23 protein-coding genes are annotated in these 20,532 nt (G+C 65.2%); 10 read left to right on the top strand and 13 right to left on the bottom strand.

Going from position 1 to position 20,532, the window contains the following annotated elements; translation table 11 throughout:
* The first annotated feature begins 74 nt into the window (after window positions 1–74).
* Together QMG28_RS00690 and QMG28_RS00685 are read left to right on the top strand one after the other, a co-directional pair.
* Complete coding sequence (locus QMG28_RS00690) at window positions 75–272, top strand: hypothetical protein (RefSeq protein ID WP_281840232.1); 198 nt, start codon at window positions 75–77, stop codon at window positions 270–272.
* 48 nt (window positions 273–320) lie between these two features.
* Complete coding sequence (locus QMG28_RS00685; RefSeq protein WP_281840231.1) at window positions 321–758, top strand: ribbon-helix-helix protein, CopG family; 438 nt, start codon at window positions 321–323, stop codon at window positions 756–758.
* A 6-nt stretch (window positions 759–764) separates the two neighbouring features.
* On the opposite strand, the gene QMG28_RS00680 is transcribed toward QMG28_RS00685, so the two are convergent.
* Window positions 765–1,613 (bottom strand): LOG family protein, encoded by an 849-nt coding sequence (locus QMG28_RS00680; RefSeq protein ID WP_281840230.1) that lies wholly within the window; start codon window positions 1,611–1,613, stop codon window positions 765–767.
* Window positions 1,614–1,705: 92 nt separating this feature from the next.
* Here QMG28_RS00680 and dapD point away from each other — a divergent pair, with 92 nt between their 5' ends.
* Entirely contained in the window at window positions 1,706–2,533 is an 828-nt protein-coding gene (dapD, locus tag QMG28_RS00675; protein ID WP_281840229.1) for a 2,3,4,5-tetrahydropyridine-2,6-dicarboxylate N-succinyltransferase, read from the top strand.
* Here the strand turns inward: dapD and QMG28_RS00670 are convergent.
* The 3 genes from QMG28_RS00670 to QMG28_RS00660 form a co-directional block, all read right to left on the bottom strand.
* Window positions 2,511–2,750 carry a DUF6525 family protein gene (locus QMG28_RS00670; protein ID WP_281841037.1) on the bottom strand — a complete coding sequence of 80 codons (240 nt, stop codon included), beginning with the start codon at window positions 2,748–2,750 and terminating at the stop codon, window positions 2,511–2,513. The genes dapD and QMG28_RS00670 overlap by 23 nt on opposite strands.
* Before the next feature lie 47 nt (window positions 2,751–2,797).
* Window positions 2,798–3,997, bottom strand: a complete 1,200-nt coding sequence (locus QMG28_RS00665) for a GTP-binding protein (RefSeq protein ID WP_281840228.1) — start codon at window positions 3,995–3,997, stop codon at window positions 2,798–2,800.
* Window positions 3,998–4,129: 132 nt separating this feature from the next.
* Window positions 4,130–4,747, bottom strand: a complete 618-nt coding sequence (locus QMG28_RS00660) for a hypothetical protein (RefSeq protein ID WP_281840227.1) — start codon at window positions 4,745–4,747, stop codon at window positions 4,130–4,132.
* An 82-nt stretch (window positions 4,748–4,829) separates the two neighbouring features.
* Between QMG28_RS00660 and QMG28_RS00655 the strand changes: the two genes are divergently transcribed.
* From QMG28_RS00655 to QMG28_RS00645, 3 genes are read left to right on the top strand one after another with little or no spacing between them, the layout of a single operon-like run.
* Window positions 4,830–5,168 (top strand): DUF8846 family protein, encoded by a 339-nt coding sequence (locus tag QMG28_RS00655; protein WP_281840226.1) that lies wholly within the window; start codon window positions 4,830–4,832, stop codon window positions 5,166–5,168.
* On the top strand, window positions 5,165–5,797 hold the full coding sequence (locus QMG28_RS00650; RefSeq protein ID WP_281840225.1) for an HAD family hydrolase: 633 nt from the start codon (window positions 5,165–5,167) through the stop codon (window positions 5,795–5,797). Before QMG28_RS00655 ends, QMG28_RS00650 begins: the two co-directional genes overlap by 4 nt.
* A 3-nt stretch (window positions 5,798–5,800) precedes the next feature.
* Window positions 5,801–6,454, top strand: coding sequence for an NnrU family protein (locus QMG28_RS00645; protein WP_281840224.1), 654 nt, complete (start codon window positions 5,801–5,803; stop codon window positions 6,452–6,454).
* Here QMG28_RS00645 and QMG28_RS00640 read toward each other — a convergent pair.
* From QMG28_RS00640 to QMG28_RS00630, 3 genes are all read right to left on the bottom strand, one after another.
* Entirely contained in the window at window positions 6,451–7,032 is a 582-nt protein-coding gene (locus QMG28_RS00640; protein WP_281840223.1) for a hypothetical protein, read from the bottom strand. The genes QMG28_RS00645 and QMG28_RS00640 overlap by 4 nt on opposite strands.
* Window positions 7,033–7,105: 73 nt before the next feature.
* Window positions 7,106–8,209 (bottom strand): Hint domain-containing protein, encoded by a 1,104-nt coding sequence (locus QMG28_RS00635; protein ID WP_281840222.1) that lies wholly within the window; start codon window positions 8,207–8,209, stop codon window positions 7,106–7,108.
* Complete coding sequence (locus tag QMG28_RS00630; RefSeq protein ID WP_281840221.1) at window positions 8,206–9,828, bottom strand: Hint domain-containing protein; 1,623 nt, start codon at window positions 9,826–9,828, stop codon at window positions 8,206–8,208. Before QMG28_RS00630 ends, QMG28_RS00635 begins: the two co-directional genes overlap by 4 nt.
* Before the next feature lie 285 nt (window positions 9,829–10,113).
* Between QMG28_RS00630 and dapE the strand changes: the two genes are divergently transcribed.
* The 4 genes from dapE to QMG28_RS00610 all read left to right on the top strand — a co-directional run bounded on the left by dapE (window position 10,114) and on the right by QMG28_RS00610 (window position 15,532).
* Window positions 10,114–11,259, top strand: coding sequence for a succinyl-diaminopimelate desuccinylase (gene dapE / locus QMG28_RS00625; protein ID WP_281840220.1), 1,146 nt, complete (start codon window positions 10,114–10,116; stop codon window positions 11,257–11,259).
* A gap of 193 nt (window positions 11,260–11,452) precedes the next feature.
* A complete protein-coding gene (locus tag QMG28_RS00620) occupies window positions 11,453–12,010 on the top strand; it encodes a TIGR04282 family arsenosugar biosynthesis glycosyltransferase (RefSeq protein ID WP_281840219.1) in 558 nt (185 codons plus the stop codon).
* A 31-nt stretch (window positions 12,011–12,041) separates the two neighbouring features.
* Window positions 12,042–14,303 (top strand): ribonuclease R, encoded by a 2,262-nt coding sequence (gene rnr, locus QMG28_RS00615; RefSeq protein ID WP_281840218.1) that lies wholly within the window; start codon window positions 12,042–12,044, stop codon window positions 14,301–14,303.
* A gap of 50 nt (window positions 14,304–14,353) precedes the next feature.
* Window positions 14,354–15,532: a lytic murein transglycosylase gene (locus QMG28_RS00610; protein ID WP_281840217.1), complete on the top strand. Its 1,179-nt coding sequence runs from the start codon at window positions 14,354–14,356 to the stop codon at window positions 15,530–15,532.
* Here QMG28_RS00610 and QMG28_RS00605 read toward each other — a convergent pair.
* From QMG28_RS00605 to QMG28_RS00580, 6 genes are all read right to left on the bottom strand, one after another.
* Window positions 15,494–16,189 (bottom strand): HAD-IA family hydrolase, encoded by a 696-nt coding sequence (locus QMG28_RS00605; protein ID WP_434784418.1) that lies wholly within the window; start codon window positions 16,187–16,189, stop codon window positions 15,494–15,496. The two genes, QMG28_RS00610 and QMG28_RS00605, sit on opposite strands and share 39 nt — an antisense overlap.
* Window positions 16,189–16,851, bottom strand: a complete 663-nt coding sequence (gph, locus tag QMG28_RS00600; protein ID WP_281840215.1) for a phosphoglycolate phosphatase — start codon at window positions 16,849–16,851, stop codon at window positions 16,189–16,191. Before gph ends, QMG28_RS00605 begins: the two co-directional genes overlap by 1 nt.
* Before the next feature lie 4 nt (window positions 16,852–16,855).
* The gene (locus QMG28_RS00595; RefSeq protein WP_281840214.1) at window positions 16,856–17,407 is read right to left on the bottom strand and encodes a thioredoxin family protein; all 552 of its coding nucleotides are present in this window, start codon (window positions 17,405–17,407) and stop codon (window positions 16,856–16,858) included.
* Window positions 17,408–17,437: 30 nt separating this feature from the next.
* On the bottom strand, window positions 17,438–18,358 hold the full coding sequence (locus tag QMG28_RS00590) for an MBL fold metallo-hydrolase (RefSeq protein WP_281840213.1): 921 nt from the start codon (window positions 18,356–18,358) through the stop codon (window positions 17,438–17,440).
* A 4-nt stretch (window positions 18,359–18,362) separates the two neighbouring features.
* Window positions 18,363–19,064: a ribulose-phosphate 3-epimerase gene (gene rpe / locus QMG28_RS00585; protein ID WP_281840212.1), complete on the bottom strand. Its 702-nt coding sequence runs from the start codon at window positions 19,062–19,064 to the stop codon at window positions 18,363–18,365.
* 84 nt (window positions 19,065–19,148) lie between these two features.
* A complete protein-coding gene (locus QMG28_RS00580) occupies window positions 19,149–20,531 on the bottom strand; it encodes a ribulose-bisphosphate carboxylase (RefSeq protein WP_281840211.1) in 1,383 nt (460 codons plus the stop codon).
* Window position 20,532 lies beyond the last annotated feature (1 nt).

Raw genomic sequence — 20,532 nt, 5'->3', positions numbered from 1 at the left:
AATCGTCTTATTGTTGCTCATTTGTCGCCAATCTGGTGCGGTTTTCTGCTCCTGACGCAATGAAGGGGGGTCAGATGGCCGACAATTCCGAAGTTGAGAAGATCGTTGAATTCGTGTGCGACCAGCGCCGCCATGCCCGGTCGCGGCGGCAGTGGAAACGCCGCCTCGCCGCCTTCGGCTTCGCGATCAAGGATACCGATGAAGGCCCGATGATCGCCACCCTGCCCAAACGCAAGGTGGTCTGCCCGCTGCCGGACATGTCCTTCGCCTGAGCGGCGGCCTTAACCGGGCGGCAACCCGATCCGGGCCAGACTGGCCCTATGGAATCGGTCACGTTCAAACTTCCGCAAAGCATGCTCGCCCGGCTCGACCAGATCGCGCGGGGTGAGGATGTGTCGGTCGGCCAGATCATCCGTCTCGCCATCGAGCGCGACTTTCACCGGCGCGACGGGTTTGCCCGGCATCCCCGCACCGCCGAGGATCTGCTTGCGCCGATCCGCGCGCGGGTGCGCGATGATTTTATCGAGGCGGGCGGCTGGCGCGACCTGCGCGCGCGGCTGATCGAGCGGGGCTGTTCGCTGCGCGAAGCAGGCGGCGGGCTGGCGCTGCACGATGCGATCACCGGGCGCTTTCTCTGCCGCACCTCCGAGATCGGCTTTGGCTATCCCACGCTGATGCGCCGTTTCGCGGCACCGTTTCCCGGCCACAGCCAGACAGCATTGCTTGACCGGATGAAAGAGGCCGCCATGAAGGGCTGACGCCGGTCAGATCTCGCCGTTCTTCAGCTTCACCTCGCACTTGCTTTCCCACTCGTCGATGATGTCCATCGCCTCTTCGGCGGTTTCGACGAATTCGAACAGATCGAGGTCTTCGCGGCTGATCGTGCCCGCATCGGCCAGTGCCTCCCAGTTGATGATCTTCTGCCAGAAGTCGCGGCCGAACAGGATCACCGGAATGCGGCGCATCCGCTTGGTCTGGATCAGGGTGAGGCTCTCGAAGGTCTCGTCGAGCGTGCCGAACCCGCCGGGGAAGACCACGATCGCCTCGGCCCGCATCAGGAAATGCATCTTGCGGATGGCGAAATAGTGGAAGTTGAAGCACAGCTCCGGCGTGACCCATTCGTTCGGCGCCTGCTCATGCGGCAGCACGATGTTGAGGCCGACGCATTTGCCGCCGACATCCGCCGCGCCGCGGCTCGCCGCTTCCATCACCCCAGGGCCGCCACCCGAGACGATCACCTTGCAGCGATGCCCGTTCTCCGTCGACTGCCGCGAGACGAGCTGGGCGAAGCGGCGGGCCTCGTCGTAGTAATGCGACAGCTCGCCCAGCGTCTTCGTCTTTGCCTGATCCTTGTTCTCGGGCCGGGGGATGCGCGCACCGCCGAAGAGCACGACGGTCGATTCGATGCCCTGCTCCTGCATCACCAGCTCCGGCTTCAGAAGCTCCAGTTGCAGACGCACCGGGCGCAGCTCGTCGCGCAGGATGAAGTCGAGGTCGTCATAGGCCAGCCGATAGGTGGGCGAGCGGGTTTGCGGCGTATCGGGATAATGGTGGGATGCGTCGCGGTCCTGCCCGGAATGGCGAAACGGATGGCTGCGGGTATCGTCGGTCAACGGCTCGTCCTCTCTTGCCGCATTGCGCGGGGCTGTTTCAGCCCTTATAGCCATCGCGCAACCGGGAAAGAACCGAAATCGGGGAGAGTTACATGTCCAACGCACAGCTTGAAGCTGCCATCGAAGCCGCCTGGGAGGCGCGCGAAACCATCACGCCCGCCACCAAAGGCGAAACCCGCGACGCGATCGAAGACACGCTGAACGCACTCGACGGCGGCAGCCTGCGCGTGGCCGAAAAGATGGAGAGCGGCGACTGGCATGTGAACCAATGGGCCAAGAAGGCGGTGCTGCTCGGCTTCCGCATCAAGGACATGGAACAGCAGTCCGGCGGCCCGCAGGGCGGCGGCTGGTGGGACAAGGTGGACTCGAAGTTCGCCGGCTGGGGTGACAACCAGTGGCAGGCGGCTGGCTTCCGCGCCGTGCCCAACGCTGTCGTGCGCAAATCGGCCTATATCGCTCCCGGCGTGGTGCTGATGCCGAGCTTCGTGAACCTCGGCGCCTATGTCGACGAAGGCACGATGGTGGACACCTGGGCCACCGTCGGCTCCTGCGCCCAGATCGGCAAGAACGTGCACCTTTCCGGCGGCGTCGGCATCGGCGGCGTTCTGGAACCGATGCAGGCCGGCCCGACCATCATCGAAGACAATTGCTTCATCGGCGCGCGCTCGGAAGTGGTCGAAGGCTGCATCGTGCGCGAAGGCTCGGTGCTGGGCATGGGCGTGTTCATCGGCAAATCCACCAAGATCGTCGACCGCGACACCGGCGAGGTGATGTATGGCGAAGTGCCGCCCTACTCGGTGGTCGTCGCCGGTTCGATGCCCTCGAAGAACGGGGTGAACCTCTACTGCGCGGTGATCGTGAAGCGGGTGGACGAAAAGACCCGCTCGAAGACCGGAATCAACGAGCTTCTGCGGGACTGATTTCCGGCGGAACCGGCGCACCCCAGACATGGGGTGCGTCACGGCTGATCTGCCGGGCTTCCGCAGCGGTCAGACGTTCCAGCGCCCGTATCTCGCACCCATCGCTCGCGCGCCGCGCCCGCCCCCAAGCCCGGTGCACCGAGCGGGCAGACCAAGGCAGGATGGCGTCGGCCAGCCAGCGGCGCAGGACTGGTGGCAGACGGTCATACTCCTGCATCGGGGTGCCGCAGCGCCTGCACTTGAGGCCGCTGGACAGGTTGCGCCTCATACCTGCCCCCAAACCGGAAACGGATCTTCGAGCACATCCGCCAGCGACGGAGCAAAACGGTCGTCCGGCCCGAACAACGCTCCGTCAAGCGCAGCGGTAATCGCTGCCTGATCCATTCCGGAACCGATGAACACGATTTCCTGCCGCCGGTCGCCGAACGGCTCTTGCCAGGCGGCCATGATCTGACCCTGCGCCTCCATCGCACCCGGCCAGCGGCTGCGCGGCACCGAAGCCCACCAGCGGCCTAGGGGCCGGATCGTGCTGAGCGCGCCTGCAAGCGCAAATTCGGCCGCCCAATCCGGCCGCGTGGCGACCCAGAGATGCCCTTTGGCCCGGATCACGCCGGGCAGATCATCGTTCAGCACATCATGCACTGCCTGCGGGGCGAAGGGCCGCCGGGCGCGATAGACGAACGAGGTCACGCCGTATTCCTCCGTCTCGGGCACATGGTCTTCAAAGCCATAGAGTTCCTTCGCCCAGAGCGGATGTTCATGGGCGCGGTCGAAATCGAACAGGCCGGTATCGAGGATCGCCCCCGGCGCGACATCCGCATAGTCGGTTTCGATTACCCGCGCATCGGGGTTCAGGGCCACGATGATCGCCCGGGCCGCCGCCACCCGTTCGTGGCCAGCGGCCGAAACCTTGTTGAGCACGACGACATCGGCAAACTCGATCTGATCGACAAGCAGGTCGACGATGCGACGCTCGTCGCCATCCCCCGCCGTCTCGTCCCGGTCGGCGAGGAAGTCATGGCTGGCATAGTCGGCAAGCAGGCTCAGCGCATCAACGACGGTCACCATCGTGTCGAGGCGGGCAATGTCATCAAGGCTTTGGCCCTGTTCATCACGAAAGGCAAAGCTCGCGGCCACCGGCAGGGGTTCGGCGATGCCCGTGGATTCGATCAGCAGGTAGTCGTAACATCCGTGCTCGGCGAGGCGGCGCACCTCTTCCAGCAGGTCGCCCCGCAGCGTGCAGCAGATGCACCCATTGGACATTTCCACCAGCGTTTCTTCGGTATGCGAAAGCTCGGCGCCACCCTGCCGCACAAGGTCGGCATCAATATTCACCTCCGACATGTCGTTGACGATCACCGCGACGCGGCGGCCCTCGCGGTTGTTAAGCACATTGTTGAGCAGAGTGGTCTTTCCGGCGCCGAGAAAGCCGGAAAGGACGGTAACGGGAAGGCGCGGTTGCATAGGGTCTCCTGCGTTTTTGTTATGTTATGTAATATCATAACATAACAGTCAACAAGAGACGTATTCGTTGCTGCATCTCGCGCTTGCAGGCGGCAGGCGGTTTAAACGGTTTGGAGAGGCCGGAGTCTGGCGTTAGTCGCAGAACAACCCGAGAAACGCGCAGCTTTTTTCCAGTTGCACCGTGGTCTCGAAGGCGGGCGGAAGGCCGGTATTGCCGGTCAGCAACCCGGTGATTGGAACGACGAGCGAGGCTTCCCTGCCGTCTTCCGAGAGCGTTCCGGTGGTGTCGAGGATCTTGTAGCCGCGCACCCGGAAGATGATGGAATGCCCGGCGAAGGCGGCGGCAGCCATGTCGCCCATACCATCGAGCTGTTCGGGCGTGTTGTCGGGGTTGTTGAGCTCGTCGAGCTTCACCGAAACCCGCATCGTGTTGTCGTCGATCCGGGTCAGCGTCATGCCTTCGGACGGGTCGAATTCCTCGCTCTCGTTGAACGGGTTGGGCCGGGCGATGGCCTCGTCGATCGTCATCGTGGCGCTTTGCACGCAGGTAAAGCTTTCTTCCGTCAGCGTGCCGATGCCGTTTTCGCAAGGATCCTGATCGCTCAGTGACGACATATCGTAGAGCGCGCGGGCAAGCTCGGTGGTCACTGTCGTCTCGACATTCTCCCGATCCTTGAAGTCGAGCACCATTTCTGCGTCGAAACAGGCCGTGAGCGTGAGCACGGCGACGAGAGACAGGATGGCACGCATGGAAACCCCTTTCACACGGAGACGAATTGCGAAACTGACGCTTTCGCAATAGACAGACGCGACACCCCGAAAGGCAAGCCCTTTGACTGACCGCCCGAAAAAACCCAAGCGCCAACAGGTCTACACCCTGCTCGTGGAAGTTGGCCGCCATCCCAATGACGGGCTGCCGGAGGGCAGCACCGGCGCTGCGCTGATGTGCTATGCCTCGGGCGTCGATGAGGCGGAGGCGGTGCGCGAGACGGTGGCGATTCTGAAACAGGCCGATCTCGCCCCGCTCGATGTATCGGGCTATGGCACGCTCGACGAGCGGTTGGCCGACGGGCACGATATCTCCGACGAAGAGCGCGCGCTGATGGGGCGGGCGCTGGAGGAAAACGCGGTGATCGTGGCGCAGATGACCCCGTTTTACGACGACGCATGAAGACGGTTTTCCTCGACCTCGACGGCACGCTCACCGAGTCGAGCCCCGGCATCATCGCCAGTGTGATCCACGCGCTTGAGGCGCTTGGGATCGACGCGCCGCCACCCGAGGCGCTGCGCTGGGTCGTCGGCCCGGCGCTGATCGACAGCTTCACCCGCCTCGGTGTGCCCGATCCGGCGGAGGCGCTGCGGCTCTACCGTGAGCGCTATACCAGCGTCGGGCTGTTTGAGAACCGGGTTTACGACGGGATTCCAGAGGCGATGGATGCAATGGCGGCGGCCTACCGGCTCTGCCTCGCCACCGCCAAGCCCCATGCCTATGCCACCCGCATCACCGCCCATTTCGGGCTGAACCGCCACCTTGCCCATGAATTCGGCCCCGAGCTCGACGGCACCCGCAACGATAAGGCGGAGCTGCTCGCCCATGCGCTGGCGGAACTCGGGCTTGATCCGGGCGCCTGCGTCATGGTCGGCGACCGGCACCACGATATCGACGCGGCCCGGGCGGTGGGCATGGCAAGCATCGGCGTTGGCTGGGGTTATGGCGATGCCGCCGAGCTGGGCCATGCCACCGCCTTTTGCGCCAGCCCCGACGCGCTTGCGGCGCGGGTGGCCGATGTGCTGGGATAGGCCATGACCGGCTGGAGCGGCTTCATCCTCGCCTTCGCGGTGTTCTTCGTCTCGCATTCGCTGCCGGTGCGCCCGGCGGTGAAGGCGCGCATCGTCGCGCTGATCGGTGCGCGGGGGTTCAGCCTTGCCTATTCGGCGCTGTCCGTGCTGGTGCTCACCTGGCTCATCGTCGCCGCCGGGCGCGCGCCCTATGTCGAGCTTTGGCCGCGCCAGCCATGGCAAAGCTGGGTGCCGCTGGTGGCGCTGGCGCTCGCCTCGGTGATCGTCGCGCTCGCCATCGGCCGGCCCAACCCGCTCTCCTTCGGCGGCGGGCGCAACGCCGCCTTCGATCCGGCGCATCCGGGCATCGTCGGCTGGGTGCGCCACCCGCTGCTGGTGGCTATCGGGCTGTGGGCCGGGGCGCATATGGTGCCCAATGGCGACCTTGCCCATGTGATCCTGTTCGGCACCTTCCTCGGCTTCGCCATCCTCGGCACGACGCTGATCGACCGGCGCAAGCGGCGGCAGATGGGCGCGCAATGGGAGCGGCTGACGCAAACCGCCCGGCGCGTCGAGGTCACGCCGGGCGGGCTTGTGCGGGTGGTCGTCGGCCTCGGCCTCTGGGGCCTGCTGCTATGGCTGCATATGCCGGTGATCGGGGTGTGGCCGCTGCCCTAAGCGCCAGGGCGCAGGAGCACCTCGAAAGCCTCGGGCATGTCGTTGTGATCGGCCAGCAGCGTTTCCAGCGGGATCGTGAAGGTGGCGGTGGCGCCATCCTCCGACACCGTGCCGTTGGTTTCGATGATCTCTGCGCCTGAGACGTTGACGGTGATGAAATGGCCCATGAAGGCGGCCTTCATCATCTCTTTCATCTGGTCGGCCTCGGCCCCGGCTTCTTCCGGCGGCGCCACGTCCTGGGTCATGTCGCCAAGGTCGAAGGCGACGAACAGCGTGCCATCGTCATTGCGCGCGATGGTCATCCCTTCGGCCATGTCGGGATCGTTGAGGATTTCGTCGATGGTGCCCGAGAAGGTCTCGGTGCAGGTATGGCTGCCGTCTTCCAGTGTCGCCTCGACATCCTCGCAGAACGGCTCGGTGCCGGAGCTGGCCATCGCGTAGAACTCGGGCGTCGCGGTCATCACCATCGTGCCTTCGGCGGTGTTGTCGTCGATGAAGCTGATTGACAGATCGGCATCGAAACAGGCCGCAAGCGGCAGGATGAGGGCGAGGGAAAGGGCTGAAACAATACGGCGCATGTTGTGCTCCTGTGCGTTTGTATTGGCGGCAGAGTGGCAGCCCGGCGCAGACCTGTCCAGCCGGAGCAATGGCTCAGGCGTGCCGCAATGCCGAAGCCAGACTGCGCGCCTCGACATCGTTCAGACGGTGGTGCGAGAAGGCGCGGTGCTGCGGAATGGCGGTGCCGGGCATGTCGCCCAGTACGGTGCTGCGCGCCACGTCGGGGCGGCGCGCAATGGTGCCCACATACAGGCTCTCGGCCCAGATGCCGGCGTGCAGCAGGCAATCGTGCACGTCGAGCAGCACCTGATAATAGGTCACCAGCCGGTTGCTGCGCTCATGCCGGGCGTGCTGGCCGTTGAGCAGATGCGCGGCAGGCAGAAGCACCTCGTCGGTGCCGAGGATGTATTCGGCTTCGGCAAAGTCGATCCGCACCCGGTGATCGGGGGCGAGCGTCACATCGGCATTGAGGCCGAAGAAGGGCTTGCGCAGGCGCACCGGCTGGAAACTGCCAAAGGCGGGAACCGTGCGCTTGCCGATCCAGCGCACCGGCTGGCGGCCCGATGTGGCGGTGGTGACCGGGTCACCGAGCCGCAGCCGCTCGACGGGCACCGGGCCGGAGGCGGTGTCGACAAGCGTGCCGGCAAGAATGCCGATGCCGAAGCCGACAGGCTCGATGCTGTCGGCGAAGGCGAGGAAGATCACGTTGGCGGCGATCTGGGCCGGTCCGGTGTTGCGCAGGATCAACCGAAGATCTTCGACCGGCAGCGGCACCGGGGCGGCGACGCCCGCCTGATACATCTGCCCCTCGTCCAGCATTTCGACGGTGAGCAGCCCCTGCCGGAGCGGCGCATCCCAGGCATAGCTGACCCGCAAGCGACTGTCGCGGGCAGGCATGGGCAGGCGAATACTGGCCTCGGAGCCGGACAGGCCCTGCCGGGACGACACCCTGAGCACCCCCGCGCCATCGAGCGTGACGCGCAGGCTACGCGCCCAGCCCCGGCTGCGGTGGTAGTCCAGCAGGGTCTGCGTGACACCCGGTTCGACGTTGTAGCGCAGTTCGAGCATCATCGTGCCGCGCGGCAGGATTTCATCGGGCTGAACCGGCGGGCGCGCGCCAGGTGCGTCCGGGGCAACGCCGATGCCGCGGATGTTGAAGAGCGGTCGCGTCAGATCTGTAACCGCGATCCAGCTCATGCCGCCGCCTCGTCGGACGCGCCCAGGAGCAATTGCGCCTCATAGGCTTTCAGCGTGCGCCGGGCGGCAGGGGGGTAGCCGGCGCCGGTTTCGGGGTCGAGCTCTGGAAAGATCGCCCGGATCTCATCGACGATCTCACGTTCGAAGCCCTTGGTCGTGTGCGGGCCGGGCAGGAAGCTCTCGGTCGCCAGCCCTTCGGAATACACCACCTGATGCTCGTCGAACAGGATATGCACATAGACCACCTCGCCGCCGATCACCGGGCGCACGGTGCTGTCGTTCACCAGATCCTTGGCGGCCACGAGCACCTCGGTGTCGCCGAACAGAAGCTCCGCCAGCGCATCGCGGATCAGCACCCGGTGCTGCGGCGAGACGAGCAGGCGGCGGTGGCTGCCGAAGGTGTCGGGCGCGATGGCGATCGGGGCCAGGCTGCCCTCGGCGGGCACCCGCCGCATCCCGATCCAGCGCACGGGCTGTGGGCCATTGTCCTGGGTCAGCACCAGATCGCCCGGCTGCAGGCTCTCAACGGTCACGTCGCCCTGTGGCGTGGCGATCAGCGTGCCCTCGACAAAGCAGGGGATCGAATGGATCGTGACGAAAGCGGTATCGGTGACCGACGAGGCCCCGTTGCCCGCCGCCACCGTGTAGGAGAAGTTGACGCTTTCCTCATCCGCGTCGGCGGCAACGCCCAGCGTGCCATCGGCATTGAGCGTGATGACCTGCCCGGTGGTGAGCGTGATGCTGTCACCCGCCGAAACCTCGATGCCGTTGATATGGGTGATGTAGAGCGTTGCGTTGCCCGGGCCGTCATCGTTGGCCAGCACATCGACATTGACGCTCTGGCCCGGCGCGACATTGACCGAATCGTCGCCCGCGATCAGCACTGTCTGCGCCGACTTGGCGGCGATCAGCAGGGTCGAATCATAGTTCGTATCGGTCACGTCGGCGATGCCGATGCGGATCGAGTTCACCTCGCCGGGGATGACTGGCATGGTCAGCGTCATCGTCACCGTGAAGCCGTCCATCTCGGTATTGTGCTGGCTGCCGGTATTGCTGACGTAGAGGTTCTCGTTGGACGCGGCGTTGACGCCGCCCACCGAGGTGTTGCCGCCGATGGAAAGCTCGACGGGCTGGCCGTTCACCCAGACCCCGACAATGTCGTTGTAGATCGAGCCCGCGTATTCGGGATATTCCTCGGAGGAAAACACGAACTGGAGCGACATCACATCGTCGTCGGGGATGAAATCGACGTCGAGGATCGACGCATCGTAGGTATTGGTGCCGACCAGCGCGTTGAAATCGGAATCGTTGTTGACCCCGGAGGTATTGGTGGAGGTGTCGCCGCTCTGATTGGCCTCGGCCTGCTGGCTCCACCAGCCCCAGCCGGACGACGAGGCGGGATTGGTGAAGTCGGCCAGATGCCCCGTCGAGAGCATCACGCCGGTATCGGACGGGGTCACATAGGGCGAAACGCTGTCGCCATTGCTGTAGATGCCGGACGAGCGGTTGTCGCCGGAATAGGACGCAGAGACGACGGTCGTGCCCTCGCCAAAGATCGTCCGCGCCATCTGCATGGCGCTTGCGCTGGTTGTGATCGGGAGTTCCGATGCTGCAACCATAAACCTGCCTCCTGCCCCTCAGTGACAGGACGCACGGCAAAGACGGGGGCATTTGCCCCAGATTTAGTCTAACCGCTCGCGAGCCTGCGCCTATATTGCGCTTTACCGGCCCGGCACCCCTGCCTCGGGATTATTATTGCGGCCAATATGCGAAAAATATTCTGATTTGTTAAGACCTTGTTGGGGCGCATGCTTTGTCGCGGGGCACCTGTCGCCCGGACGCCACATTTGCCGCCGCGCCGCCGCCGGTGTATCACGGCGCGAATTGCCAGGCTGGAGATCACGATGCCCGAGACCGATGCGGTTGCGCTGACCAAGGCCCTTATTCGCTGCCCTTCGGTGACCCCGGAGGAGGGCGGTGCGCTGGTGCTGCTCGAAGCCCTGCTTTCGGAGGCCGGATTCAGCTGCATCCGCGTGGATCGCGGCGGGGTGGCGAACCTGTTTGCCCGGATCGGCCCCAGGGGCGCCGCGCGCACGCTCGGCTTCAACGGTCATACCGATGTGGTGCCGGTGGGCGATGGGGCGGCCTGGAGCGTGGACCCGTTCGGCGCGGAGGAGAAAGACGGACAGGTCTGGGGCCGGGGTGCGACCGACATGAAATCGGGCGTGGCCGCCTGGGTGGCCGCCGCCATCGACGCGGCGGGCGATCTGCCCGAGGATGGCGCGCTGATTGTGACCGTCACCGGCGACGAGGAAGGCGATGCGACGGACGGCACCGCTGCACTGCTCGACTGGATGGTGGAGCATGGCGAGGCGATGAGCGCCTGTATCGTCGGCGAGCCCACGTGCCCCGACCGGATGGGCGAGATGATGAAGATCGGCCGGCGCGGCTCGATGACCGCGTTTTTCACCGCGCGCGGCGTTCAGGGCCATTCCGCCTATCCGCACCGCGCGAAAAACCCGGTGCCGGCGCTGGCCCGGCTGATGGCCCGGCTCGACGCCCATGTGCTCGACGAAGGCACCGCGCATTTCGATGCCTCGACGCTGGCGGTCACCACCATCGACACCGGAAACCCCGCCACCAACGTGATCCCCGCCGAATGCAGGGCGACGGTGAACATCCGTTTCAACGATGCTCACAGCTCCGATGGCCTGACCGCGTGGTTGCAGGACGAAGCGGCGAAGATCGAGGCTGAAACCGGGATTGCCGTCACGATGAATGTGAAGGTTTCAGGCGAGAGCTTCCTCACCCCGCCGGGGCCGTTGTCGGACCTGGTGGCTGCGGCGGTGGCGGCGGAGACAGGGGTGACCCCGGTGCTCTCCACCTCCGGCGGAACTTCGGACGCACGCTTCGTGAAGAGCCATTGCCCGGTGGTGGAATTCGGCCTGGTCGGCAAGACGATGCATCAGGTGGACGAACGGGTCGAACTGGCGCAGATCGCGCAGCTCAAGCGGATCTATGGGCGGATCATCCGGGATTATTTCGGGTGAGCCTCGGCGGTCTGACCTGGGCCGTCAACGTTCGGTTAACCATGAGCTCGCAACCGGCATCAGATATTATATCATAAATTCAATGTATTGGCATCATGCGAGACAGAATCCACTTATCCGGAAAACCAGTTATCCGGATAAGTGGAATTGTGCGCGGAGGGTGGGGCCAGCCAAACGCCCCCGTCTCGTCATCATGGTGAAAGAGCCGCGCGCGGGGCGGGTCAAAACGCGGCTCGGGCGTGATATCGGCATGGTCCGCGCCGCGTGGTGGTTTCGTCACCGTATCGCCATGCTCGCGCGCGCGATGCAGGATCCGCGCTGGGATACGCTCCTTGCCGTCACCCCCGATACCGCGCTGTCGAGCCGCGCTCTGCCGCCGCTGCCTCGCATCGCGCAGGGGCCGGGCGATCTCGGGGCGCGGATGGGTCATGTCTTTCGCACCCAGCCGCCGGGGCCGGTGCTGATTATCGGCGCCGATATTCCCGGCATCACCCGCGCTCATATTGCCACCGGCTTCCGGGCGCTTGGCAGCCAAGATGCCGTCTTTGGCCCGGCGCAGGACGGCGGCTATTGGGGGATCGGGCTGAAACGCAGGCCCGCAATCCCCGCGCGCCTGTTCCAAAACGTGCGCTGGTCGAGCGAGCACGCGCTGACCGATACGCTGGCGAGCCTGCCCGGACTTTCGGTCGCCTATCTGCCGGTTCTCGCCGATGTTGACGTAGGGTCAGATTTAATGCGTCTTTCCCGCTGACCTTTGCGCCGGCCCGTGCTAGGCCGGGCGCATGACACGTATTCCGTCCAAAGATGAAGTCCTCGCCTGGATTTCCGATAACCCCACCCTGGCTTCGAAGCGCGATATCGCGAAGGCCTTTGGAATCAACGGGTCCGACCGGATCGAGCTGAAGCGCATCCTGCGCGAGCTTGAGGATGAAGGCCATCTGGCGAAACGCAACAAAACCTATCGCGATCCCGACAAGCTGCCGCCTGTCGCAGTGCTTGAGGTGGGCGAGGTCACGCCCGATGGCGATCTCTTCGCCAACCCGCTGGAATGGCAGGGCGAGGGCGCGCCGCCGCGTGTGGTGTTCGTGGCAAAGCCCGGCGATCCGGCGCTGAAGCCGGGCGACCGGATCCTGTGCCGGATGACCGAGGTGAAGGGCGAGGATCATGATTATGAGGCGCGGCTGATCCGCCGCATCGGGCAGGCCGCGCACCGCATCCTCGGCATCTTCCGCAAAGGGGCGGAAGGCGGCCGGGTGGTGCCCATCGACAAGGGCGCCGACAAGGAATGGATGGTGCCCGCCGGAGCGACCGAAGACGCGAAAGACGGCGAGCTTGTCGAGGCGCAGCAGACCGGCCCGCGCGCCCGGATGGGGCTGCCGAAGGCGAAGATCGTCGCCCGGCTCGGCGACCCGACAGAACCGCGCGCCGTCTCGCTCATCGCCATTCACCAGCATGGCATTCCCGACGATTTCCCCGATGACGTGATCGCCGAGGCCGATGCGTGGAAGCCCGCCGGCCTCAAGGGCCGGGAAGACCTGCGCCACCTGCCGCTCGTCACCATCGACCCGGCCGATGCCCGCGATCATGACGATGCCTGCTACGCCCATGCCGACGACAATCCGAAGAACCCGGGCGGTTTCGTCATCTGGGTCGCCATTGCCGATGTGGCGCATTACGTCACCCCCGGCTCGGCGCTCGACCGCGAGGCGCGCAGGCGGGGCAATTCCACCTATTTTCCCGACCGTGTGGTGCCGATGCTGCCCGACCGGCTGTCGGGCGATCTCTGCTCGCTGCACGAGGGCGTGCCGCGTGCCTGCCTCGCTGCCCGGATCGTGATCGACGCGCAGGGCGAGAAGAAGAGTCACAGCTTTATCCGCGGCCTGATGAAGTCGCGCGCCTCGCTCAATTACCGCGAGGTGCAGGAGGCCGAGGACGGCACGCCGAACGAGACCTGCGCGCCGTTGATGGACGAGGTGATCCACCCGCTCTTCGCCGCCTATCGCGCGTTGAAACTCGCCCGTGCGCAGCGCCAGCCGCTGGATCTCGACCTGCCGGAGCGCAAGATCGTGCTCACCGAGGAAGGCAAGGTAGAGAGCGTGCGCTTTGCCGAACGCTACGATGCGCACCGGCTGATCGAGGAAATGATGATCCTCGCCAATGTCGCCGCCGCCGAAGAGCTGAACCGGCTGAAGCGCCCGCTTCTGTTCCGCGTCCATGAGGAGCCGAGCCCAGAGAAGCTGGAGGCTTTGCGCGAGGTGGCGCAGGCCAGCGGGTTCACGCTCGCCAAAGGGCAGGTGCTGAAAACCCGCCACCTCAACCAGTTGCTCGCCCAGGCCGAGGGCAGCGAGTTTGACGAGCTGATCAACATCACCACGCTGCGCTCGATGACGCAGGCCTATTACAGCCCTGAAAACTTCGCCCATTTCGGCCTCGCGCTGCGCAACTACGCGCATTTCACCTCGCCGATCCGGCGCTATTCCGACCTGATCGTTCATCGCGCGCTGATCTCGGGGCATGGCTGGGGCAAGGATGGGCTTTCGCCCGAGGATATCGACCAGCTCGAAGCCACCGCGCAGCATATCTCCGACACCGAGCGCCGCTCGATGGCCGCCGAGCGCGACACGACCGACCGTTACCTCGCCGCCTATCTTTCCGACCGCGTGGGCAACGAGTTTGCTGGCCGGATCTCGGGCATCCAGCGCTTCGGCGCTTTCGTGAAGCTCGATGAAACCGGGGCTGACGGGCTCATCCCGGTCTCGACCATCGGCGCGGAATATTTCCGTTACGATGGCGATGCGCAGACCCTCACCGGCGAGCACAGCGGGCTCACCCTTTCGGTCGGCCAGCGGGTGCTGGTGCGGCTGGCGGAAGCGGTGCCGGTGACCGGCGGGCTGATGCTCGAACTGATCGAGGTCGACGGAACCACCCTGCCAACCCTGCGCGGCCGGACCCCGCGTGGTGGAAAGCCGGTGCAGCGCAAGGCGGCCAAAGCCCGCCGCAGCAACGAGAAAACAGCAAAAAAGGTCCGGAGAAGGCGGAAGTGACGTATGATGGTGCCATTGGTTTATGTGGCGAAACGCAGTGAGGCGACCCGGTGAATACGGTGCCGCACGACAAGGAAAACAGCGCATTTCGCGACTGGATCACGCAGGAGTTGAAGCCGCGCGCGCTTGAGCGGCAGGTGCGCAAGCGTGTCTTCGACCAGGCGACGGCGGGCATCGAATTTCTGCCTGACGTGCTCGACCGGCAGGCGAACCAGAAGGAATTCTCGCTCGCGATCTGGGACTATCTCGAAATCGCGGCCTCCGACGAGCGGGCGCGAAACGGCCGTCAGATGCTGCGCCGCCACCGCGATCTGTTCAACCGGATCGAAAAGGCGTTTGGCGTCGAACCCGAGATCGTCACCGCGATCTGGGGGCTGGAAACCGGCTATGGCGTGGTGCGCGGTGAGGTGCCCACGCTCTCGGCGTTGGCCACCCTGGCCTGGCGCGGGGCGCGGGCGCGGTATTTCGAGGAAGAGCTGATCGCCGCGTTCCGGCTGATCCAGACGCGCGGCTGCGCACCCGTTGCGCTGCGCGGCTCCTGGGCCGGCGCGATTGGCCACGGCCAGTTCATGCCCAGCTCGGTTATTGATTTCGCGGTGGATTTCGACCGCGACGGCATTCCCGATATTTGCGGCGACGACCCGACCGACGCGCTCGCCTCGATCGCCAATTACCTGCAAAAGCACGCCTGGAAGAAGGGCCAGCCCTGGGGGCTGGAGCTGCGCCTGCCCGATGGGTTCGACTATGCGCTGACCGGGCTCGATCAGATCATGCCGTCGCGGGATCTTGCCCGGATGGGGGTGGTGGCGGCCGATGGCGAGCCGGTGCCGGATTACGGGCCGGGCTCGATCCTGCTGCCCGCCGGTGCGCGCGGCGTGGCGCTGTTCGTGCTGCGCAACTTCCACGTCATCACCAGTTACAACAAGTCCGAGGCCTATGCGATTGCGATCGGGCATCTGTCGCACCGGATCGTCGGCGGGCGCCCCTTCCACGGCACCTGGCCGCAGCAGGACCGGGTCTTGACGCGCGACGATATCGGCGAGGCGCAATACCTGCTGACGCGGGCAGGGTTCGACACGCTGGGTATCGACGGGCTGCGCGGGCCGAACACGCTGCGCGCCGCGCGCAACTGGCAGATTGCCCAGCGGCGGCTGCCGGACGGTTATATCAACGAGGAGATGCTGGCGCAGCTACGCCGCAAGGAGCGCGGCCAGGGTGCCGACGCTTAGCCCTTCGAGGCTCGGGCGGACCATCTCGGCGGCGGAGAAATCCTGATCGTCGGTATAGACCGACGGGGTCACCACCACTGGCAGCCCCGCGCCCCTGGCCGAATGTACACCGTTCAGGCTGTCTTCGAACGCCACGCAGGCGCCGGGGGCGAGTCCGAGCCGGTCGAGCGCAAGCTCGAACACATCGGGGGCGGGCTTTTTCGCCTTCACCTCGTCGCCCGCCGCGATCACGTCAAACACCGCGTCCGGCTCGGTGTTCCAGCAGCAGCGGGTGAGCGCGGCGACGTTGGGCAGGTTCGTGGTGGTGGCCACGGCGATGCGCAGGCCGGCATCGCGCGCGGCGTCGATCAGTGCGGCAACGCCGGGGCGCAGCGCCAGCTCGCCCGCGCCGAGGATCGCGCCATAGGTGGCCGTCTTTTCCTTGTGCAGAGCGGCGATCTCGTCGTCCGACATGCGGCGTGCCTCCGGTGGCAATGTGGCCTGCCAGGCCCGCATCCGCTCCTTGCCGCCGGTGGTTTTCAACAGCCAGCGGTAATCCTCCATCGACCAGTGCCAGCCGAGGTCATGGGCCTCGAAGGTCCGGTTGAAGGCGGCGCGGTGGGCTTCTTCCGTCTCGGCCAGTGTGCCATCGACGTCGAAGATCAGGGCCTGCAGAATCATGCGGCGGTCTCGGCCTCGGGAAGCGTGTCGATGATCGGGCCAAGCTCTTCGAAATGATCGAAGCGGAAATCGTGCGGCAGCCCGTCGATTGCCTGCTTGCGGTAGCCATGCGCATAGATCGCGAAGGTGACTTCGGCGGCAAGCGCCACTTCGGCATCCACCTCGCTATCGCCGACATAGAGCCGCGCGCCGGGGCCGAGACGCTCGAACGCAAGGTTGAGCGGGGCGGGATGCGGCTTTTTCTCGGGCAGGGCATCGCCGCCCACCACGGTGTCGAAATACGGCTCTAATCCAAGCAGATTCAGCATCAGCCGGGCCGGCTCCTCCGGTTTGTTGGTGCAGATGCCAAGGCGATGGCCATCGGCCTTGAGCTTGTCGAGCAGCGCCATGACGCCGGGCATCGGCTTGCTCTCGTCCGCAGGCGCGGCATTGTAGAAATCGCGCACCTCGTCATAGAGCCGCTCGAATTGCGAGGTGGCGATGCCGCGCGCGCGCAGCACCCGCTCGACCAGCTTGGGCAAGCCATTGCCGACGAACGAGGTGATCGTGGCCAGGTCGAGCGGCTCCAGCCCCTCGCCCCGCAGCATCTTGTTGGATGCGATCATGAGATCGGGCGCGCTGTCGACCAGTGTGCCGTCGAGATCGAAGACGATATTCATGGCTCTAATCCTTCCACTTGATCGAGCAACCGATAGAGGCAACCTGCTCCTGCGGCCCTTTGCCGGTCGCGGCGACCAGCTTCATCGCTTCGAACAGGTCGCGACGCACATCCGCCGGCGCGGCTTCGCGGCGGGATTCATCGAGCCTGCCGCGATACTGCAATTCGCCTGCAGCGTTGTAGCCGAAGAAATCGGGGGTGCAGGCCGCTTCGTAGGCCCGCGCCACATCCTGGCTCTCGTCATAGAGATAGGGGAAGGTGAAGCCGTGCTCCTCGGCGAGCGTCACCATGTGCTCGGGGCCGTCTTGCGGGTAGGTGACAACATCGTTGGAACTGATCGCAACCACGCCAACGCCCAGCGCCTGCAGCTCTTTTGCATCGCGCACGATCCGGTCAATCACCGCCATCACGTAGGGGCAGTGGTTGCAGATGAACATCACCAGCGTGCCCTTCTCGCCCTTCACATCGGCGAGGGTCCAGGTCTTGCCATCGGTACCGGGCAGGCTGAAATCGTGGATCGGCGCGCCGAAGTCGCAGACGGGAGGGTTGGTACCCATTGTAATCTCCTGTTCCTGTTCGCGTTTGGGTCAGGCGGGGACGAAGCGGAAGGCCCCCTCGAAACGGTCGACATGGCCGACACCGCCATTGGGCAGATGAAAGCCGATCATCGGCATCGCCTCGGCGGCGAGCTGGTCGAGCAGGCCCGCGCGCATGCGGGCGGCTGCCTCAAGGTCGCTGTCGGCGCCGATCGGCCAGTCCGGGTGCGCGAAGGCGGTGTGATCGTTGAGGATCGCGTCGCCCACCACCATCGCGGCCTGCCCGCCATCGGCCAGCGCAAAGCTCATATGGCCGGGAGAATGGCCGAAGGTGGCCTGTGCGATCACGCCGGGCAGCACCTCGGCGCCGTCCTCGAACAGCGTGAAGTGCTCGCCGACGAGATCGAGCCGCCGCTTTGCCCCGGCGGCCATCGGCACGCGGTCTTCGGAAATCGTGTCTATCGTGGCCGGATCGTTCCAATAATCGAACTCGACCCGGCCCATCAGATGCGCGGCGTTGAAAAAGAACGGCTCGTCGAAATCGTCGATCACGCCCCAGAGATGGTCGGCATGGCCGTGGGTGAAGACCACGTGGGTGATATCGCCGGGATCGACGCCGAGCGCCGCGAGCGCATCGGGCAGAGCGCCAACCGAGTCCATGAAACCGGTGCCGGACCCGGCATCGAACAGGATTACCCGGTTTTCGTGGCGCACCAGTGTCACATTGCAGGGCGGTGTGAGCGGCGCGTCGCGCTCCATGCCCTGGCTGGCGAGATAGGCGGCAAGCTCATCCTGCGGCATCGGGGCGAACATGAAATCGGCGGGCTGGGTGAGATAGCCGTCGCTGAGGGTGGTCACCTCCATCCCGCCCAGCGTGAAGTGCGTCTCCGCCCAGGCTGCGTGCGGGCGGAAGGCCGCGGTGGCGATGCCCGCCGCGGCCCCCGAAAGCAATGTGCGGCGCGTGATCCGCATGGCGTCAGGCCGCGCTCTTCAGCGCACCTTCCGCCGCTTCGCGGATCGCGCGGATGTTCTGGCCGTAGATTTCGGGGTTGTCGACCGAGCCGCCCTTGAACACCGCCGAACCGGCGACGAAGCAATCGGCCCCGGCGGCCACCAGCGGGCCGACCGTGGTCGGGTCCACGCCGCCATCCACCTGGATGTGGATCTCGCGGTCGCCGATCATCTCGCGCACCTGGCGCACCTTGTTGATCGAGGAGGGGATGAACTTCTGGCCGCCGAAACCGGGGTTCACGCTCATCACCAGCACCATGTCGACGAGGTCGAGCAGTTCGGAGATCACGTTTGCCGGAGTGCCGGGGTTGAGGCTGATGCCGCATTTCGCGCCGGTTGCCTTGATCGCCTGCAGGGTGCGGTGCGGGTGCGGGCCGGCCTCCCAATGCGCAACGATCATGTCGGCGCCTGCCTCGGCATAGGCCTCGATATAGGGATCGACCGGGGCGATCATCAGGTGCACGTCCATGAAGGTTTTCACATGCGGGCGAAAGGCTTTCACGGCGGGCGGGCCGAAGGTGAGGTTGGGCACGAAATGCCCGTCCATCACATCCACATGCACCCAGTCGGCGCCCTGCGCTTCGATGGCCCGGATCTCCTGGCCGAAATTGGCGAAATCGGCCGACAGGATCGACGGCGCGATCTTGATGGAACGGTCAAAGGGCATGGTTCTCTCCCAAATCTCAAATCGGGCACGTGGCCCGGCGATGGTGCCTGCCCGGGGTATAGCCTCCCGGGCAGGCGATTGTCATCACGCCACGGCGCTGGCGAGCGCGTCGCGCCAGCCCGGATAGAGCGCGTCGGCATCCTTTTCGAAGCTCAGGAAGGCGCGGGCCAGTTCCTTGTGCTCCTTGGCGTAGTCCACGAGGTTCGCCCCAGCCATCCAGGCATCATGCGCCTGACGCAGCGATTTTGCCCCGGCGGTGCCGCCATCGACATGGCCGAAGGCGCCGCCGCCCGAGGTCTGGATCACGTTGGAATGACCCAGGTTGGTGAAGAAGCCCGGCAGGCGCAGCGCGTTCATGCCGCCCGAGATGATCGGGGTGGTGGCCTTCATGCCCTGCCATTCCTGGTGGTAATAGGGGCCGTCCGCCGAGTCGCGTTCCAGCATGTAGGCGATGTTCTTGTCGTCGGCTTCGCCTTCCATCTTGCCATAGCCCATCGTGCCGGTGTGGATACCCGAAGCGCCCGAGAGGCGCGACATCTTGCAATGCACGAAGGCGGTGTAGCCGCGCTTGGCCTGCGGGCTGGTCACCGCACCGTGCCCCGCCCGGTGGTAATGCAGGAACTGGCCCGGGAAGGCGCGGCGGGCGGTGGTCACGGCGGCGGGGCCGGCCACATAACCATCGACGAGGAAGGCGACGTGATCGGCATTCTCCGCGAAGGTTTCGAGGATGTATTCGCCACGCGCCAGCATCTCGTAGTGGTCGTCGGCGGTGATATTGGCCGAGAACAGCTTGGCCTCGCCGGTCTCGTCCTGCGCGCGCTTCATTGCGTCGGCGACGAGCGCGATGGTTTCCTTCAGCGGCGCAAACACCTGGTTGCCCTGCGGCTCGTCGTTCTTGATGAAGTCGCCGCCCAGCCAGAACTCGTAGCAGGCATCCGCGAAGGGCTGCGGGCGCAGGCCGAGTTTCGGCTTGATGATCGTGCCGACGACCATGCCGCCGTTCTGCATCGGGCGTTCGAGCACGCGCCACATGTCTTCGATATTCATCGAGGGGCCATCGAACAGGCGCAGATAGGCGGGCGGCAGCCAGAAATCATACATCTTGGCATATTCGACATCGCCCATGCCCTGATTGTTGCCGATGGCGAGGGTGAGGAACGAGGCGAGCATGGCCCGGCCGTCGATGATATTGCGGTCGAAGAGCTCGATCGGATAGGCGATCTTCATCTCTTCCTTGTCGGGGTCGATCTCGTAGACCAGCGCATCGACGCCACGGGTGAAATCGTCGGTGGTGGACACTTCCACATTGGTGCCGGTCGAACTTTCGGCAGCGAAGTGGGCGGCGGTTTCGAGATAGCCGTAACCGGCTTTCGGCTTCATGATATAGGCCACGAGCACGTGGCGGCCGCCGGCGATCAGGTCGGCTTCGTTCAGATCGAGGCGGGCGTAGCGGTTGGATTGATCCATA

This window comes from Sinisalibacter aestuarii (assembly GCF_027923545.1).
GTDB classification, from domain to species: Bacteria; Pseudomonadota; Alphaproteobacteria; order Rhodobacterales; family Rhodobacteraceae; genus Sinisalibacter; species Sinisalibacter aestuarii.
This window is presented reverse-complemented; position numbering and strand designations above follow the sequence as displayed.

Bases quoted from the DNA above. Each gene is read 5' to 3' on its own strand.
- QMG28_RS00690 (WP_281840232.1), top strand. From the start codon at position 75: ATGGCCGACAATTCCGAAGTTGAGAAGATCGTTGAATTCGTGTGCGAC.
- QMG28_RS00685 (WP_281840231.1), top strand. From the start codon at position 321: ATGGAATCGGTCACGTTCAAACTTCCGCAAAGCATGCTCGCCCGGCTC.
- dapD (WP_281840229.1), top strand. From the start codon at position 1,706: ATGTCCAACGCACAGCTTGAAGCTGCCATCGAAGCCGCCTGGGAGGCG.
- QMG28_RS00670 (WP_281841037.1), bottom strand. From the start codon at position 2,750: ATGCAGGAGTATGACCGTCTGCCACCAGTCCTGCGCCGCTGGCTGGCC.
- QMG28_RS00665 (WP_281840228.1), bottom strand. From the start codon at position 3,997: ATGCAACCGCGCCTTCCCGTTACCGTCCTTTCCGGCTTTCTCGGCGCC.
- QMG28_RS00660 (WP_281840227.1), bottom strand. From the start codon at position 4,747: ATGCGTGCCATCCTGTCTCTCGTCGCCGTGCTCACGCTCACGGCCTGT.
- QMG28_RS00650 (WP_281840225.1), top strand. From the start codon at position 5,165: ATGAAGACGGTTTTCCTCGACCTCGACGGCACGCTCACCGAGTCGAGC.
- QMG28_RS00645 (WP_281840224.1), top strand. From the start codon at position 5,801: ATGACCGGCTGGAGCGGCTTCATCCTCGCCTTCGCGGTGTTCTTCGTC.
- QMG28_RS00640 (WP_281840223.1), bottom strand. From the start codon at position 7,032: ATGCGCCGTATTGTTTCAGCCCTTTCCCTCGCCCTCATCCTGCCGCTT.
- QMG28_RS00635 (WP_281840222.1), bottom strand. From the start codon at position 8,209: ATGAGCTGGATCGCGGTTACAGATCTGACGCGACCGCTCTTCAACATC.
- QMG28_RS00630 (WP_281840221.1), bottom strand. From the start codon at position 9,828: ATGGTTGCAGCATCGGAACTCCCGATCACAACCAGCGCAAGCGCCATG.
- dapE (WP_281840220.1), top strand. From the start codon at position 10,114: ATGCCCGAGACCGATGCGGTTGCGCTGACCAAGGCCCTTATTCGCTGC.
- QMG28_RS00620 (WP_281840219.1), top strand. From the start codon at position 11,453: ATGGTGAAAGAGCCGCGCGCGGGGCGGGTCAAAACGCGGCTCGGGCGT.
- rnr (WP_281840218.1), top strand. From the start codon at position 12,042: ATGACACGTATTCCGTCCAAAGATGAAGTCCTCGCCTGGATTTCCGAT.
- gph (WP_281840215.1), bottom strand. From the start codon at position 16,851: ATGAATATCGTCTTCGATCTCGACGGCACACTGGTCGACAGCGCGCCC.
- QMG28_RS00595 (WP_281840214.1), bottom strand. From the start codon at position 17,407: ATGGGTACCAACCCTCCCGTCTGCGACTTCGGCGCGCCGATCCACGAT.
- QMG28_RS00590 (WP_281840213.1), bottom strand. From the start codon at position 18,358: ATGCGGATCACGCGCCGCACATTGCTTTCGGGGGCCGCGGCGGGCATC.
- rpe (WP_281840212.1), bottom strand. From the start codon at position 19,064: ATGCCCTTTGACCGTTCCATCAAGATCGCGCCGTCGATCCTGTCGGCC.
- QMG28_RS00580 (WP_281840211.1), bottom strand. From the start codon at position 20,531: ATGGATCAATCCAACCGCTACGCCCGCCTCGATCTGAACGAAGCCGAC.